Source organism: Halomonas sp. BMC6 (genome assembly GCF_964204995.1).
In the GTDB taxonomy this organism is placed as follows: Bacteria; Pseudomonadota; Gammaproteobacteria; order Pseudomonadales; family Halomonadaceae; genus Vreelandella.
Genome location: NZ_CAXNSH010000001.1, coordinates 1,791,327 through 1,807,340, shown reverse-complemented (window position 1 = coordinate 1,807,340; position 16,014 = coordinate 1,791,327). Strand labels below are relative to the sequence as shown.

Sequence of the window (16,014 nt, the reverse complement as noted above, 5' to 3'; positions counted from 1 at the left end):
GCACACCACTTCAACCGAGGATGCTCATGACATCCACCCATGGCACAGCCACCCAGGACGCGTCAGACACCCGCAGCGCTGCCACCGGCAAGGTCATCGTCGGCATGTCGGGCGGCGTCGACTCCTCCGTATCGGCGCTCCTTCTGCTCCAGCAGGGGTACGACGTCGAAGGCCTGTTTATGAAAAACTGGGATGAAGACGACGGCACCGAATACTGCACGGCCAAAGAGGATTTGGCCGACGCGGAAGCCGTGTGCGCCAAGCTGGGCATCAAGCTTCATACCGCCAACTTCGCCGCCGAATATTGGGACAACGTTTTCGAGCATTTTCTAGCGGAGTACAAGGCGGGCCGTACGCCAAACCCGGATATCCTTTGCAACCGGGAGATCAAGTTCAAGGTCTTCTTGGAGTATGCCGAGATGCTGGGTGCCGATAAAATCGCCACCGGTCACTACGTGCGCCAAGGCATCCGCGACGGTCACCCTCGCCTGTTGAAAGGCCTGGACGGCAACAAAGACCAAAGCTACTTCCTGCACGCCGTACCGGAAGCGGCCATTGCCCGCACGCTGTTCCCAGTGGGCGAACTGGAAAAGCCGGAAGTACGCGCGCTGGCCGAGCAGCACGACCTCGTCACAGCGAAGAAAAAGGACTCCACCGGTATCTGTTTCATCGGTGAGCGTCGTTTCCGCGACTTCCTACAGCAGTACCTACCGGCTCAGCCAGGTACCATCGAGACCCCCGAGGGCGATGTGATCGGCCAGCACATGGGCTTGATGTACTACACCCTAGGCCAACGCCAAGGGTTAGGCATCGGCGGTTTGGCTAACTACTCCGAAGAGCCTTGGTACGTGGCGGCAAAAGACCTCGACCGTAACGTATTGATCGTGGTGCAGGGCAAGCATCACCCTTTGCTATACACCGACGCCCTAGCCACCGAGCCCATGGACTGGGTCGCTGGCAAGCCGCCGGTTCAGCAAGGCCGTTTCACTGCCAAGACCCGCTACCGCCAAAGCGACTGCCCCTGCGAGATGACTGCCCAGCCGGACGGCAGTGTGGAAATCGTGTTCGACGATCCACAGTGGGCGGTCACGCCCGGCCAGTCGCTGGTGCTGTACGATAACGACATCTGCTTAGGCGGCGGCGTTATCCGCGCCACCTGGAAGGTTACGGAGGCCGCCGCATGAGCGCCACCCCGATACACCGTGCGCCCGACACACCCGCCGCGCGACAAGCCCTCGCGCTGGCGGGGGTATTTCAAGCTGCCAGTTTAGTGGATGAGCTGGCCCGCACCGGGCAGGTCGATACCCGCGCCTGGGAAACGCTGATCAACGCGACGGTCGATACCAATCCCGAAAGCTTTGAAGCCATCTACGGCGGCCACCCCAACAATCTGCGCCGCGGGCTGGAGACACTGGAGGCATTGGTAGGCCGCAAACAAGCCAATCCAGTCGTGCTTCGCTACGGTTTCTCGCTGCTTTTGTTGATGAACAAGCTGCGCACCGACCGACGAATGATGGACCTGTTGGGCCAAAAGCTCGCCCATGTCCAAGGGCAGGCGGAGCATTTTGGCACGACCCACGAAAACGTCATTGCCAGCCTTGGCGAAGCCTACCAAGAGACCATTTCGACGTTTAAAACGCGCATCGTGGTGCAGGGTGACCCCTCACTGCTGCAAACCCGCATGATGCCCGAGCGGGTACGCGCCTGCTTGATGGCGGGCATTCGCTTTGCCCTGCTGTGGCATCAGCAGGGCGGGCGCCGCTGGAAGCTGGTCTTCCAACGCAAGGCGCTACGCCGAGCCCTGGATGGCTTCAGTTAGCCGCCTTGCCACCTCACATTCGACCTCCGACTTTGACCACTCTGGAAACCAAGCCATGCAACTCTCTGCTCTGACCGCTCTCTCTCCCGTTGACGGCCGCTACGGCGCCAAAGCCGCCGCGCTACGTGAACACTTCAGCGAATTCGGCCTGATCCGTGCACGCGTGATTGTGGAAGTGCGCTGGCTGCAGCGCCTTGCTGAGCACGGCCAGATTGTCGAAGTCCCGCCGCTCTCCGCAGAAGCCACCGCGTTTCTAGAGCAGTTGATTCGCGATTTCTCCGTAGACGACGCCGAGCGCATCAAAGAGATCGAGCGTACCACCAACCACGACGTCAAAGCGGTCGAGTACTTCTTGAAAGAGAAGATTGCAGGCCAGGCCGAGCTGAACGCGGTCACCGAGTTCATCCACTTCGCCTGCACCAGTGAAGACATCAACAACCTCTCCTACGGCGTGATGCTAGCAGACGGCCTAAAAGCTATGCTGCCGACGATGCACGAAGTCGCCGACGAAATTGCCAAACTGGCCATTGCTCACGCAGGCCAGCCAATGCTGTCGCGCACCCACGGCCAAACCGCTAGCCCCACTACGCTTGGCAAAGAGATGGCCAACGTGGCGTACCGCCTGAAGCGCCAGCTCAAGCAGATCGAAAGCGTGGAGATTCTGGGTAAAATCAACGGTGCGGTAGGCAACTATAACGCTCACCTGACCACCTACCCGGACATCGACTGGGAAGCCAACGCGCGCACCTTTGTGGAAGGCCTGGGCTTAAGCTTCAACCCCTACACCACACAGATCGAACCCCACGACTACATTGCCGAGCTCTTCGATGCGATTTGCCGCTTCAACACCATTTTGATCGACTTTGACCGCGACGTATGGGGTTACATCTCGCTGGGTTACTTCAAACAGCGCACCGTAGAAGGCGAAATTGGCTCGTCTACCATGCCGCACAAGGTCAACCCCATCGACTTCGAAAACTCCGAGGGCAACCTGGGACTCGCCAACGCAGTCATGAGTCACCTGGCGCAAAAACTGCCGATCTCCCGCTGGCAGCGCGACCTGACCGACTCCACCGTGCTGCGCAACCTGGGCGTTGGCCTGGCCTATGCCCTGATTGGTTACCACGCTAGCCTAAAAGGCATCAGCAAACTGGAAGCCAACCCCGAACGCCTCGCAGAAGATCTGGACAACAGCTGGGAAGTGCTGGCCGAGCCGATCCAGACCGTCATGCGTCGCTACGGCATCGAAAAGCCTTACGAGAAGCTCAAAGAACTGACCCGGGGCAAGCGGATCGACCAAGCGGGCTTCGCCGCCTTCATCGATACCCTCGCGCTGCCCGACGAGGTAAAACAAGAGCTGAAAGCCCTCTCGCCAGCCAGCTATATTGGTAATGCGAAGGCCCAGGCCGAAGCACTCAACCAGCGGCTTGCTGCACTCTAAACGACGCCCTGCGACACTGACGTAGCGCTCACTTGAACTAGGATAACGCCATGAGTCATCACGATAAGCCACTCACCCTGCTGGGCGATTTAACGCCTGCAGACTTCTTGGCCAACTACTGGCAGCAGAAGCCACTGCTGATTCGTGGCGCTATCCCCGATTTCGTCAGTCCCATCGACCCCGATGAGTTGGCAGGCCTTGCCTGCGAGCCCGGCGTCGAAGCGCGACTGGTCGAGGAGAAGGGTCCCGACGGCCCTTGGCAGGTATCACACGGGCCGTTCGATGACGCCACCTTCGAGCGTTTGCCTGAGGGTCACTGGAGCCTTTTGGTGCAGGCAGTCGACCACTACGTGCCTTCCATTGCTGCGCTGATGGACGAGTTCGATTTCCTGCCCCGCTGGCGTCTGGACGACATCATGGTGAGCTACGCGCCCCCCGGTGGCAGTGTCGGTCCGCATATCGACCAGTACGACGTCTTCCTCCTGCAGGCTAGCGGCCACCGCCGCTGGCAGCTGGGCGGCAAGCAGCCGGACAACGCGCCGATCATTCAGGGCATCGACCTGCGCATTCTCGAGACGTTCGACATCGAAGCGGATTCGGACTGGATCCTGGCACCCGGCGACATGCTCTACCTTCCCCCCGGCTGGGCCCACCATGGCGTCAGCCAAACCGACGACTGCATGACCATCTCGGTCGGCTTCCGCGCCCCTTCGGCAGACGAAGCGATCACGTCGTATGCCGATTACGTCGGCGAGCAGATGTCGGATTCCCAGCGTTACAGCGATGCCGGTATGACACCAACCGAGGAAGTGGGCGAGCTGGACGATGCCGCTGTCGAGCGCATGCGTCAATTCATTCTGAAGACGCTGGACAACCCCGAACAGGTAGCCCAGTGGTTTGGCAGAGTGATGACGCAGCCCAAATATATCGATCAAGTCGTGCCCCTCGAAACGCCAATGAGCGAAGCCGACCTTGTTGCTCAACTACAAGACGGCGAACCGCTCTTCCACATGCCAGGGTCTCGTTTTGCCTGGCGTAGCGATGCTTCTGGCACCACGCTGTTCGTCGATGGCGATGGGCACGCCTGCTCAGAACCCCTCGCCAAACGCCTTGCCGACGCCACACCGATGTACGCGGACGTGCTGGATATCGACGGCGCCGCGGCCCTGATTACCCAGCTGATCAATAGCGGCAGCCTGGGTTTCATGGGTGAAGGCGACGACGAGGAGTAACCCATGGTAGGAACGGTCACCGTGACAAGCGGCGACTGGGAATCGCTGGGGGAACCCGCCTCGCTGATTCGCCGAGTCGTCTTCATCGATGAACAGCAGGTGCCTCAAGAGGAGGAGTGGGATGGCCTTGACTCGGCATGCCTGCATTTTCTCGCGATGCTGCAAGGGGAACCGGTCGGCACCGCTCGCCTCCTGCCCGACGGCCATATTGGTCGAGTGGCGGTACTGAGCCGCGCCCGCGGCACAGGCATTGGCTATCAGCTCATGCAGGCGGCTATTCACGCGGCCCGCGACGCTGGCCACACCCAGGCGGTGCTGAGCGCCCAACTTCATGCCCTCGCTTTTTACGAGCGGCTCGGCTTCGTGGCCCATGGCGATGTGTTCATGGATGCAGGCATTCCCCATCGTGAGATGATGTTGGCCTTGTAACGCGTCTTTGATTGATGAAAGCGCCACCACGTGTGGCGCTTTTTTTATGCCTACGATCACGTCCATGACCCACCACTGACGAAAAACGACTACACAAACAGGGCGTTTTGCGTAGTCGCTGTCGTCGGACTACAACGCCGTGTGCCCCCAAGTGACAATTGTTGGATCCCCTCGGCTAGTCGATAGTTATTGCACTGCAGCGTTAATGAGTTTCTCTTCGGAGACATGAACGCTGTACAAAGCGAAGCGCCTCACCGCGACGTTTTGCTGAGAGACGATTGGTGTAGAGACAGCACCGCGAAATTGAACAATGCTGGAGTCTATCTCGCAGGTGCAGCATAAGAACAAGCTAACGTGCGAATGACGATAACCCTGGAGGAATCAGCTCATGTCAGGACTGCTCGACGATATCAAAGCGATGGCCCAACTTCGCGAAGCCCAAGGCGGCAAATGGTCAGCCATCAAACCGGAATACGCTGCCCGTATGCGTGCCCAAAACCGCTTCCACACCGGCTTGGACATCGCCCGCTACACGGCTAAGATCATGCGCGACGACATGGCCGCCTACGATGCCGACACCTCCCAGTACACGCAATCACTGGGATGCTGGCACGGCTTTATCGGCCAACAAAAGCTGATCTCTATCAAGAAGCATTTCGGTACCACCAAGCGTCGCTACCTCTACCTCTCCGGCTGGATGGTGGCCGCGCTACGCTCCGAGTTCGGCCCGCTGCCAGACCAGTCCATGCACGAGAAAACCTCGGTCGCCAACCTGATCGAAGAGCTGTACACCTTCTTGAAACAAGCCGACGCGTGGGAGCTTAACCATCTGTTCCGCGCTCTCGATGAAGCGAAGGCCGCTGGTGACAGCGCAAAAGAGCAAGCACTGATTCATAAGATCGATAACTACGAAACGCATATCGTGCCGATCATCGCCGATATCGATGCCGGGTTCGGTAACGCCGAGGCGACCTACCTACTGGCCAAAAAATTCATTCAAGCAGGTGCCTGCTGTATCCAGCTTGAAAACCAGGTCTCCGACGAAAAACAGTGCGGCCACCAAGACGGCAAAGTCACCGTGCCCCATGAAGACTTCCTCGCGAAAATCAACGCGGTGCGTTACGCCTTCCTGGAGCTAGGCGTAGAAGATGGCGTCATCGTCGCTCGCACCGACTCGCTCGGCGCAGGCCTGACCCAGAAGATCGCCGTGACCCACGAGCCGGGCGACTTGGGCGATCAGTACAACAGTTTCCTGGATGGGGATGTGATCGACAACGCGGCGGATATCAATAACGGCGATGTGGTCATCAAGCAAAACGGCAAGCTGGTCAAGCCCAAGCGCCTGGCCTCCGGCCTCTACCAGTTCAAACCGGGCACTGGCGAAGATCGTGTGGTGCTGGACTGCATCACCAGCCTGCAAAACGGTGCCGACCTGCTTTGGATCGAGACCGAAAAGCCCCACGTTGGCCAAATCGCCAGCATGGTGAACCGTATCCGCGAGGTAGTGCCGGATGCCAAGCTGGTGTACAACAACTCGCCCTCTTTCAACTGGACGCTGAACTTCCGCCAGCAGGTCTTCGATGCCTGGGAGAAAGAAGGCAAGGACGTGTCGGCTTACCAGCGCGACAAGCTGATGAGCGTCGAGTACGACAACACCGAACTTGGCCAGCTCGCCGACGAGTGGACGCGCAACTTCCAGCGCGACGGTGCCCGTGAAGCCGGTATCTTCCACCACTTGATCACGCTGCCCACCTACCACACGGCGGCCCTGTCGACCGACAACCTGGCCAAGGGCTACTTCGGTGATGAAGGCATGCTGGCTTACGTCGCAGGCGTGCAGCGCCAAGAGATTCGCCAGGGTATCGCCACCGTCAAACACCAGGACATGGCAGGTTCCAACATCGGCGACGACCATAAAGAGTTCTTCCACGGTGATGCCGCGCTGAAAGCGGGCGGTAAAGACAACACCATGAATCAGTTTGGTTAACCCTCTCTTTGCATGACTTACAGGAGGCTTCGGCCTCCTGTTTTCTTTGCGACCGCCCCGCTGCAAATTTTTTGCACACTGCTTTCTTAATGCCTGTCTACACTCTACTTTGTGACCTTTTCTTGGGATGGCTGGTCAAAGCTGTACGTTTCCGTTATCTTTTAACGAACGCTGTTCTAAAACGAGATGTATGCAACGTTTTGCGATCGGTTAACCGCCATCGACGCTGATACCCACTGGAGGTTTTAATGAAACGTTTACTACCCGTTGCCGCATTGAGCATTCTGACACTGGCTGGTTGCGCCAACACCGCACCCTACTCAGGCGATGTCTACCGTGGTAACCAAGCGCAAACGGGGCAAAGCGTCAGCTATGGCACCATCGTGGCCGTCCGCCCCGTCCAAATTCAAGCCGATAGCCGTACTGGCAACCTGCTGGGCGGTGGCGGTGGCGCCGTCATCGGCGGTCTGCTGGGTAGCCAAATCGGCGGTGGCTCTGGTCGCCAGCTCGCGACCGTGGCGGGTGCGCTGGGCGGCGCAGTTGCTGGTACTGCTGCAGAAGACCGCGCTAACCGCGTTAACGCGCTGGAGATGGAAATCCGTCGTGACGACGGCACGGATGTCGTCGTCGTGCAGAGCGCCGACCGCCAGTTCCAGGCAGGCCAGCGGGTTCGCTTGATTGGCAGCGGTGCCAACCTAAGCGTAGCCCCTTACTAAACAGATCGGGCGCGCCTACCCAGCAGCGTGCCCTGGCAGACCATACGCAAGCACTTAAAGCGATGGCTCGTCAAACGACAGCAGCCCGGCCAAGTTGGCCGGGCTGCTGTCGTTAGGTATCAATCAACGCACGTCTAGGCAAAGAACGTCTAGGGCATGACCACTCAGTGCGCCATGCTGCTTGCCCAGTTGGCGAGTTTTACGATGATCAAGCCAATCACGGCCAGCAAAATCGCTACCAGCAGCACATCCACCGGGCGAATCAGCGTCGTCGCACCCAGCACGGCCAATGCAGCGACCCACAGGTAACGGTTATCACCGTGGCTTTTCAATACCTCGGGCAGCATTTTGTCCAGCCCCTGGCTAACGCCGCTTTCCCAACGCTTGTTGGCAAAATATGCAATCAGCACGAAGGCGACAACCCAAATCAAGAAGATGGTCATAACGGACTCCAGTGAGTGTATGGCAGGTGAAAAAATGATGGATGTAGGGTATCCCTGCACACCCCCAGGCGCAATAGCGCTAAAGGCGTGGGGGTGGAAAAACCCCGCTTACCCCCTGACAAGCCGCTCCACACGCGTTACCATGTTGGGACATGCACTCACCGAAAGGTTAATCAATGCAAATTGCGCAAAACTCGGTTGTCGCGTTCCACTACACCCTGACCAACGATGCAGGTGAGGTGCTAGACAGTTCCGAAGGCCGCGAGCCTCTGACGTATCTCCACGGCGCGGGCAACATCATCCCGGGCTTGGAAAAAGAGCTTGAAGGCCGCGCTGCTGGCGACAAACTGAACGTCAAAGTTGCCCCGGAAGAGGGTTACGGCGAAGTTCAGGAACAGCTGATGCAAGAAGTGCCGCGCGATGCATTCCAAGGCGTCGAGAGCATCGAGCCGGGCATGCAGTTCCAAGCGCAAACTCAAGGCGGCCCGTTGATGGTTACCGTCAAGAAAGTCGAAGGCGACACCGTCGTTGTAGATGGCAACCATCCGCTGGCGGGTCAGCACCTCAACTTTGACGTTGAAATCGCGACCGTTCGTGAAGCAAGCCAGGAAGAAGTCGAGCACGGCCACGTGCACGGCGAAGGTGGCGTCGAGCACTAAACAGCTCGAAGCGATCAAGGGGCGGCCACTGGGCCGCCCTTTTTTGTGGGCGATAGGGTGCTAGTCGTTCGGAATCAGCACGAGCTGACCGTAGCGTACGCTACGCGATGACGTCACTTCATCGGAAAACTGCTTTAGTGCGCTCCCCTGCCCCTTCAATAGTGCCACTTCCAGGCAGCTATCGTGGTTGATGTGCACATGCAGCGTCGAGAGCGTTAAGTCGTGGTGATCGTGGGAGTGGCGGGTCAGCCGTTTGGAAAGATCCCGCGCCGCGTGGTCGTATACATACACCAGCGCGCCCATGCACGGGGCTTCGGGCGCAACCTGCTCTTTGGCCTGCGTCAACCCACTGCGCGTGAGATCACGAATCGCCTCTGAGCGATTTTGATAGCCGCGCAGCGCCATCAACGCATCGACCTCGCCTAACAGCTCCTCATCCAGCGTTACCGTTACCCGCTGCATACCCTCTCCTTCGCCGGTCTCTCATGGTGCATCGCCGCAACTTCCAGCGCTGTTAGTATGATGTTATTGTGAAAACATCATACTAACAGCCTAAAAGGTGACTCATGCGTCGCACTATCATACTGGCTCTGGCGGCCACATGCGTAGCACTAAGCACGCCAGCGTGGGCCAAAGACCAGTTAGTGCTCGCCATAGGCGGCGAACCGGAGCAGGGGTTCGACCCACTGCTCGGCTGGGGCCAGTACGGTAACCCGCTCTTTCAATCCACCCTGCTCAACCGAGGGCCGGATTTAACGCCCCAGCCAGGACTCGCCGCGACATGGTCGCTGTCGGACGATCGTTTGACCTGGCGGCTCACGCTACGCACGGATGCCCGGTTTTCCGATAACACGCCGCTAACCGCAGAGGACGTTGCCTTCACGTTTAGTGCCGCCGCCAAAGCAGGCGGCAGAGCCGATCTCAGCGCCTTAGCGAGCGCCCGGGCCGTAGATGGCAATACCGTCGAACTGACTCTCAAGGCACCGCGCATTACGTTTATCGACCAGTTGATGACGCAGGGAATCGTTCCCCACGCCGAGCGAGACAATGGCTATGACGACGGGTACGGCAGACAGCCGCTGGGATCAGGCCCTTACCGGTTAGTCGAGTGGCAGGAGGGTGAGCAACTGATCGTAGAGCGCAACCCCTATTTTTACGGCCCTGCGCCGATCTTCGAGCGGCTAGTGTTCCTCTTCACCGATGAAGCTGCGACGCTCAGCGCCGCCCACGCGGGTCAGGTCGACCTGGCCGCCATCCCCCCGGCTCTGGCTGAGAATATTCCCGATCCGATGCGGCGGGTCATCATGGAGAGTGTCGATAACCGAGGCATTCTGTTTCCCATGCAACCAGACGAGGGCCAGCACGCCACCAACGGCGCCCCGATGGGGAATGACGTCACGTCCGACCTCGCCATTCGCCAAGCGATCAATCTCGCACTCGACCGGGAAACGCTTGTGGACGTAGCGCTGAACGGCTTTGGGCGACCTGCGTTTGGCCCTGCTGATGGCCTGCCCTGGAGTCATGGGGATGAGCAACTCGCCACCCCTAACCTAGCCCGCGCGAACGCCCTACTGGACGAGGCGGGTTGGAAGCGCAAAGAGGACGACGGGCTGCGTTATAAAAACGGCCAACCGGCCCGCTTTCGTCTTACCTATCCCAGCAGCGACACCACCCGCCAACAGCTCGCTCAGGTGAGTGCCGAGATGGTGCGGCCGCTCGGCATCGAGATGCAGCCCACCGGCCGCCACTGGGACGAAATTCAACGGGAAGCCCTCCATCAAGATGCCATCGTGTTTGGTTTTGGCAGCCAAAGCCCTCAGGAGGTGTACTACCTCTTTCACAGTGCTCACGCCGGGGTCGGCTTCTATAACAGTGGCTACTACGCTAACGAGACGGTCGACCAACACCTGGAGGCAGCCCAAGCGGCGGCTAGCGCCGAAGACGCCTACCGGCACTGGCAAGCGGCCCAGTGGGACGGCACTACGGGCTATGGCGTACAGGGCGACACGAGCTGGGCGTGGATGGTCAATCTCGCCCACGTGTACGCTACCAATCGCTGCCTGGACCTTGGCGACCTGGGCGTTGCCCCGCACGGCCACGGCTGGCCGGTGACCGCCAATCTGCTCGAGTGGCGCTGGACGTGCGATTAGCGGCATGGCTCGCACACCGCCTTCTGCGGCTGATGCTCGTTCTGCTGTGCGTGGCCGCAGTGTCGTTTGGGTTGATGATGCTTTCCCCCATCGACCCGGTGGATGCCTACCTAGGCCCACAAATGGCTCAGGTCAGCCCAGAACAGCGGGCGCTGATTGCCGAGCGCTGGGGGTTCGACGCCTCACCAGCCGTGCAGTTTCGCCACTGGCTGCAGCAGTTGCTGAGCGGCGAGCTGGGCTGGAGTCATATCTACCATCAGCCGGTCAGCGATGTCATCGGCCAACGCGTTCAGCGCTCGTTTCTCCTGCTGGGTGGCGCTTGGCTGCTCTCTCTTGCGTTGGGCATCTTGCTCGGCATCGCGGCTGGGAGCAACGAGGGCTCCTGGCTGGATCGCCTGATTAGCGGCTACGCCTACCTCACCGCGTCGACACCCACGTTTTGGCTTGCCATGCTGGCACTGCTGCTTTTTTCGGTCACGCTGGGGTGGACGCCTACCTGCTGCGCAGGGCCAACCGGCGTGCTGAGTCAAGAGGTTACGCTACTCACACGCCTTCATCACTTGCTGCTGCCTACCCTCACGCTTGCACTATTAGGTGTCGCGACCCTCACTCTTCACACGCGCGCCAAGATGGTGGCGTTCATGCGTTCAGACACTGCCCTTCACGCCTTTGCCCAAGGCGCTAGCCGTGTCGATATCGCCTGGCGCCACGGCCTGCGCCACGCCAGCCTTCCCGCGATTACTCTGGCGTTTGCTTCACTGGGCGAACTGTTTGGCGGTTCGCTCTTGGTCGAACATGTCTTTGCTTACCCAGGTCTTGGGCAAGCCACCGTCGCGGCAGGATTACGCAGCGACGTGCCGCTGCTGCTCGCCATAGCGCTTTTCACCGCCCTCTTCGTCAGCGTAGGGAATCTGGCGGCCGATGGGCTCTCTCGATTGACCGACCCGCGGACTCGGCGGAGCCATACCAATGAGTAGCCAGCCGCGTTTGATCGCGGCAGGCTATGCCGCTTTACTGGCCCTGCTCGTCCTACTGCTACTTGGCAGCACCGCTTGGCTCGGGGATAGCCCGACACGGATGCAGTTCGCGGCGCGGCTACTGCCACCCAGCCCCGAGCACTGGCTGGGCACCGATGCCCTCGGGCGTGAGGTTTGGGCGCGAACCCTGGCGGGGCTTGCCTTGAGTTTTCAGGTAGGGTTGAGCGCTGCCTTGCTGGGCACGCTGGTTGCGTTGAGTCTCGCCAGTCTTGCCATGCTGTCCCCCCTACTGGATGCGTTAGTGAGCCTGCTGATCGATACGCTATTGAGCGTGCCACACCTGCTGCTACTGCTACTGATCGCCTTTGCGCTGGGCGGCGGCACGGAGGCGGTCATCATCGCCGTGGCGCTGACCCACTGGCCGAGCCTTGCCCGCGTACTCAGGGCCGAGCTACGCCACGTTCACCATGCGCCCTACGTGGCCATCTCCCGGGGGCTGGGTAAAGGTCAAGGGTTCATCATCAGCCGTCATTTGCTGCCTCATGTGCTACCCCACTGCCTCGTGGGCGCACTTCTCCTCTTTCCCCACGCCATTTTGCACGAGGCCGCCCTGACCTTTTTAGGCGTCGGCCTCGACCCGACGCAGCCCGCCATCGGCGTTTTACTCGCAGACGCGATGCGCTACCTGACCGGCGGCTACTGGTGGCTGGGGGTATTTCCAGGGCTGGGGTTACTGCTCATGGTGTTGGCGATTGGACGCTTCGCCTCGATGCTGCGCGAAGTGCTAGCGCGCTAGCGATTGTGACCAAGGAGTTTGCCATGTTGACCATCGACCGTCTGACCGTGCAGCTGCCTCACTACCCACGCTGGTGGCGGCGAGAGTGGACCTCCTGCATCGACTCACTGTCACTCCACTTACAAACGGGCGACGTGCATGCTGTCGTGGGGGCCTCCGGGGCAGGGAAAAGCCTATTGGCCTACGCCATTTTAGGGCTTCTGCCTCAACCGGCACGGGTCACCGGCGACGTGTTCTTCCAGGGGGAGAAACTGACACCGACCCGCCAGAAACGGCTGCGAGGCCATCAGTTGGCGCTCATTCCTCAGTCGTTGAACGCGCTTGACCCGCTCGCCCGCAGCCAGCATCAGGTGCGCTGGGCGGCCCAACGAGCAGGGCTCAGTCGCCCTGACGCTCAGCAGCGCGCCGATGGGCTACTGCGCCGCTACCAGCTCGACCACGCGGCGACTCACTACCCCCACGAGCTATCAGGCGGCATGGCGCGCCGAGTGCTCATCGCCATGGCCCAGGCGGGCAGCGCACGCTTGGTGATTGCCGATGAACCCAGCGTGGGTCTGGACCCCATCCAGCGCGATCGTGTGCTGGCAGCGCTCAAGGCGTTGGCGCGAGAAGGCAAAACGGTGCTGCTGATTACCCACGACCTGCGCCATGCGCTCACCGTGGCTGATAAGGTCACCGTTATGCGCCAAGGCCAAGCGCTGGAAACCGCACCTGCGCAGGCTTTCCAAGGCCAGGGCGAACAGCTGACGAGTGACTATGCTCGGGCACTCTGGCAGGCGCTACCGGATAACGCGTTCACCACATACGCCTCCCCACCTCAGCCCATGGAGCCAACGCTTGCTTGACGCCCATCAGCTATCGTTTCACTTTTCGCCACGCCAGCCGCTGCTGGAGAAAGTCTCGCTACACCTGGCCCCTGGAGAGTGGCTCGGACTCAGCGGCGACTCAGGCGCAGGGAAATCGACGCTGGGCAGGCTTTTGGCAGGCCAGCTCACGCCCCATCAAGGCAGCGTGTGGGTAGATGGCTCGCCGCTGCCCAGACGCGGGCTACGCACGGTGCAGTGGCTGCCGCAATCGCCGGAGCTGGCGGTCAATCCGCGCTGGCGGGTCGGTCAAATCCTCAAAGAAGCCTGGACGCCGCCCAGTGACCTGATGGCGGCATTTGGCATCGAGCCCGAATGGCTGACACGCTTTCCCAATGCTCTCTCGGGCGGGCAGCTACAGCGCGTGTGCGTGCTGCGCGCCCTCGCCCCTGGCGTGCGTTACGTGGTGGCCGATGAAATATCCACCATGCTGGATCCCATCTCGCAGCTAACGCTCTGGCAAGCACTCGATGGATACGCCAAGCGCCATGCCCTTGGCATCATCGTCATCAGTCACGATGCAGCGCTGCTCGACCGGCTATGCCACCGGCGCTACCACTTGGCCCACGGCCGATTAGGCACGACGCTCGAAGCGCCATAACCCCAGGCCGATCACCAGAGTAACGCTCAGCAGCAGCCACGAGCCGATGGCCACGCCCTGCCACTGCGACCAACGCCAGAACGGCTCTAGCCAGAAACCGCCAACGCTCGCCCCCAGGTAGTAAAACACCAGATAGAGCGCCGAGGCGCTGCCTCGCGCCCCTCGGGCATAGCGCCCCACCCAGCTAGACGCCAACGAGTGGGCCATGAAAAAGCCGAAAGCGTTAATGGTCAAACCGAGAATGATGAGCGCCAGCGAGTCCGCCAGAGTAACGGCGGTGCCCAGCATGAGAATCACGATGCCCGCACTCATGCAGCTGGCGGGGGAAAAGCGCCCTGCCAACTTGCCTGACACTGTCGAGCCAAAGGTACCGCCTAGGTAGGTGAGAAAGATCAGTCCCAGGCCGCTCGCCGCCAGTTGATACGGCGCCTCCGCCAATCGGAAGGTGATGTAGCTATATTGATTGATAAAAATCAGGAAGTTGATACCGCCCAAACAATAGGCAGCGAGCAGCACGGGGGAACGAAGATGCCCCAACAGATCCGTCACTGCATCGCGCAGGTGGAAGCGTTTAGGCACGAAGGCTTGGCTATTGGGCAGCAACCGCCAAAAGAGTACACAGCCGACGACCGTCATGGCCCCTACCGCGAGAAACGCCGCCGTCGGCCCACCGATCGCCGCTGCCCCACCGCCCACGATACGCCCGCTGATCCCGCCTAGTGAGTTGGCGCCGATGTAGAGCCCCACGGCGCTCAGCAAGGCGGTTTTATCGAACTCGTCGCCCATCCAGGCAATCGCCACGGCGGGCAAGCCGCCGAGCACGAAGCCCTGCAGCAAACGCAGTACCAGTAAACTTTCGAAGGTCGGTGCAAAGGCTAGGGCAAGCGACAACCCGCCGGCCAAAAGAAGGGTGATGCGCATGATGCCTTCACGGCCAATCGCATCGGAGAGCGGTCCAAACACCAGCAGTGCCAGGGCCAACGAAAGGGTCGACACCGACATCAGCAAGCTGACGCCCAGCGTCGACACCCCGTAGGTCTCTTTGAGGCCCGGCAACAACGGTTGTGGCACGTACAGATTGATGAATACCAGGAACGACCCTAAACATAGAGCCGCTGTCGCGCGCCACCAGGCGCGCGTTTTTGCTTCAATCATGTCCTTTCCAACAGTAACCGACGCCGCCAGCGCGCATTTACGGCAGGAAGCGACTGCTTAGCTGGGCAAGGTTGGTCGGCTCCAAGGCACGACGCGACTGCCAGTAATAGCGCCGCCAATAGCTATTGTCCAAGCTGGAAATAATCACGCCTTTCGACGTGGACGCATGGAGGAAATAGCCATTTCCGACGTAAATGCCCACATGGTTGTAGCGTCCGGGTGGGCGGAAGAAGACCAGATCGCCCGCCTGCAGCTCTTGGCGGTCGATCGGGCGTCCCTCATGCACTTGATCGTAGGTAGAACGGGGTAGCTCAACATCAAAGGTATCGCGGAACACGTTTCTGACCAGGGCCGAGCAGTCGATACCACGTTCGGTGGTGCCACCAATGCGATAAGGCGTTCCCGCCCACCGCTGGTGCTGCTCTAACAGCGCTTGGCGCACCACTGTTGGTGGTGGCGTCTGCAAACTGCGAAGATGCGCATCAATCGGGTCAACGGGCGACATTTTAGGATCGGCTCCCTCCATGCCCGGAAGCGACATCGAGAAATAATCCTCGGGGGCTTCCATGCCCTGGCGCGAGGCGGAGCCTGCACAGCCAGCTAACAAAGCAACGACGACACAAACACTCACAACACGGACAGCGGTCACAGCGGGGTGTGGCGACGCAACCATGCGATTAACCTCGTGACAGAATGAAAAATGGAAAAGACCCAAGCATGAGAAAACTCATTTTTTACAAACTCTG

General features: G+C 60.2%; 17 protein-coding genes. 13 read left to right on the top strand and 4 right to left on the bottom strand.

Annotated elements, in window-relative coordinates:
• Positions 1 to 26: 26 nt before the first annotated feature.
• The 7 genes from mnmA to AB6K10_RS08545 all read left to right on the top strand — a co-directional run bounded on the left by mnmA (position 27) and on the right by AB6K10_RS08545 (position 7,624).
• On the top strand, positions 27 to 1,184 hold the full coding sequence (gene mnmA, locus AB6K10_RS08575) for a tRNA 2-thiouridine(34) synthase MnmA (protein WP_159341571.1): 1,158 nt from the start codon (positions 27 to 29) through the stop codon (positions 1,182 to 1,184).
• A complete protein-coding gene (gene hflD, locus AB6K10_RS08570) occupies positions 1,181 to 1,819 on the top strand; it encodes a high frequency lysogenization protein HflD (protein WP_159341570.1) in 639 nt (212 codons plus the stop codon). Before mnmA ends, hflD begins: the two co-directional genes overlap by 4 nt.
• A gap of 55 nt (positions 1,820 to 1,874) precedes the next feature.
• On the top strand, positions 1,875 to 3,260 hold the full coding sequence (gene purB, locus AB6K10_RS08565) for an adenylosuccinate lyase (protein ID WP_159341569.1): 1,386 nt from the start codon (positions 1,875 to 1,877) through the stop codon (positions 3,258 to 3,260).
• Positions 3,261 to 3,310: 50 nt separating this feature from the next.
• The gene (locus AB6K10_RS08560) at positions 3,311 to 4,492 is read left to right on the top strand and encodes a cupin domain-containing protein (protein ID WP_339118440.1); all 1,182 of its coding nucleotides are present in this window, start codon (positions 3,311 to 3,313) and stop codon (positions 4,490 to 4,492) included.
• A gap of 3 nt (positions 4,493 to 4,495) precedes the next feature.
• Positions 4,496 to 4,921 carry a GNAT family N-acetyltransferase gene (locus AB6K10_RS08555; protein ID WP_159341567.1) on the top strand — a complete coding sequence of 142 codons (426 nt, stop codon included), beginning with the start codon at positions 4,496 to 4,498 and terminating at the stop codon, positions 4,919 to 4,921.
• 388 nt (positions 4,922 to 5,309) lie between these two features.
• Positions 5,310 to 6,908, top strand: a complete 1,599-nt coding sequence (locus AB6K10_RS08550) for an isocitrate lyase (RefSeq protein ID WP_159341566.1) — start codon at positions 5,310 to 5,312, stop codon at positions 6,906 to 6,908.
• A gap of 248 nt (positions 6,909 to 7,156) precedes the next feature.
• Positions 7,157 to 7,624, top strand: coding sequence for a glycine zipper 2TM domain-containing protein (locus AB6K10_RS08545; RefSeq protein WP_062373622.1), 468 nt, complete (start codon positions 7,157 to 7,159; stop codon positions 7,622 to 7,624).
• A gap of 164 nt (positions 7,625 to 7,788) precedes the next feature.
• Here AB6K10_RS08545 and AB6K10_RS08540 read toward each other — a convergent pair whose 3' ends face one another.
• Positions 7,789 to 8,067, bottom strand: a complete 279-nt coding sequence (locus AB6K10_RS08540) for a hypothetical protein (protein ID WP_159341565.1) — start codon at positions 8,065 to 8,067, stop codon at positions 7,789 to 7,791.
• Between the two features lie 176 nt (positions 8,068 to 8,243).
• On the opposite strand from AB6K10_RS08540, the gene AB6K10_RS08535 reads away from it, so the two are divergent.
• On the top strand, positions 8,244 to 8,726 hold the full coding sequence (locus AB6K10_RS08535) for a peptidylprolyl isomerase (RefSeq protein WP_159341564.1): 483 nt from the start codon (positions 8,244 to 8,246) through the stop codon (positions 8,724 to 8,726).
• 60 nt (positions 8,727 to 8,786) lie between these two features.
• On the opposite strand, the gene nikR is transcribed toward AB6K10_RS08535, so the two are convergent.
• The gene (nikR, locus tag AB6K10_RS08530; protein ID WP_159341563.1) at positions 8,787 to 9,188 is read right to left on the bottom strand and encodes a nickel-responsive transcriptional regulator NikR; all 402 of its coding nucleotides are present in this window, start codon (positions 9,186 to 9,188) and stop codon (positions 8,787 to 8,789) included.
• 104 nt (positions 9,189 to 9,292) lie between these two features.
• On the opposite strand from nikR, the gene AB6K10_RS08525 reads away from it, so the two are divergent.
• From AB6K10_RS08525 to AB6K10_RS08505, 5 genes are read left to right on the top strand one after another with little or no spacing between them, the layout of a single operon-like run.
• Entirely contained in the window at positions 9,293 to 10,876 is a 1,584-nt protein-coding gene (locus tag AB6K10_RS08525; protein ID WP_339118439.1) for an ABC transporter substrate-binding protein, read from the top strand.
• Positions 10,867 to 11,853: an ABC transporter permease gene (locus tag AB6K10_RS08520; RefSeq protein WP_339118438.1), complete on the top strand. Its 987-nt coding sequence runs from the start codon at positions 10,867 to 10,869 to the stop codon at positions 11,851 to 11,853. The genes AB6K10_RS08525 and AB6K10_RS08520 overlap by 10 nt, the downstream gene beginning before the upstream one ends.
• Positions 11,846 to 12,649 carry an ABC transporter permease gene (locus AB6K10_RS08515; RefSeq protein ID WP_339118437.1) on the top strand — a complete coding sequence of 268 codons (804 nt, stop codon included), beginning with the start codon at positions 11,846 to 11,848 and terminating at the stop codon, positions 12,647 to 12,649. Before AB6K10_RS08520 ends, AB6K10_RS08515 begins: the two co-directional genes overlap by 8 nt.
• 23 nt (positions 12,650 to 12,672) lie before the next feature.
• Positions 12,673 to 13,494 carry an ATP-binding cassette domain-containing protein gene (locus AB6K10_RS08510; RefSeq protein ID WP_253017058.1) on the top strand — a complete coding sequence of 274 codons (822 nt, stop codon included), beginning with the start codon at positions 12,673 to 12,675 and terminating at the stop codon, positions 13,492 to 13,494.
• Positions 13,487 to 14,113: an ATP-binding cassette domain-containing protein gene (locus tag AB6K10_RS08505; RefSeq protein WP_339118436.1), complete on the top strand. Its 627-nt coding sequence runs from the start codon at positions 13,487 to 13,489 to the stop codon at positions 14,111 to 14,113. The genes AB6K10_RS08510 and AB6K10_RS08505 overlap by 8 nt, the downstream gene beginning before the upstream one ends.
• Here AB6K10_RS08505 and AB6K10_RS08500 read toward each other — a convergent pair.
• Together AB6K10_RS08500 and AB6K10_RS08495 are read right to left on the bottom strand one after the other, a co-directional pair.
• Positions 14,087 to 15,268: an MFS transporter gene (locus AB6K10_RS08500; protein ID WP_305947801.1), complete on the bottom strand. Its 1,182-nt coding sequence runs from the start codon at positions 15,266 to 15,268 to the stop codon at positions 14,087 to 14,089. The genes AB6K10_RS08505 and AB6K10_RS08500 overlap by 27 nt on opposite strands.
• Before the next feature lie 37 nt (positions 15,269 to 15,305).
• Entirely contained in the window at positions 15,306 to 15,941 is a 636-nt protein-coding gene (locus AB6K10_RS08495) for an NlpC/P60 family protein (RefSeq protein ID WP_159341556.1), read from the bottom strand.
• Positions 15,942 to 16,014 lie beyond the last annotated feature (73 nt).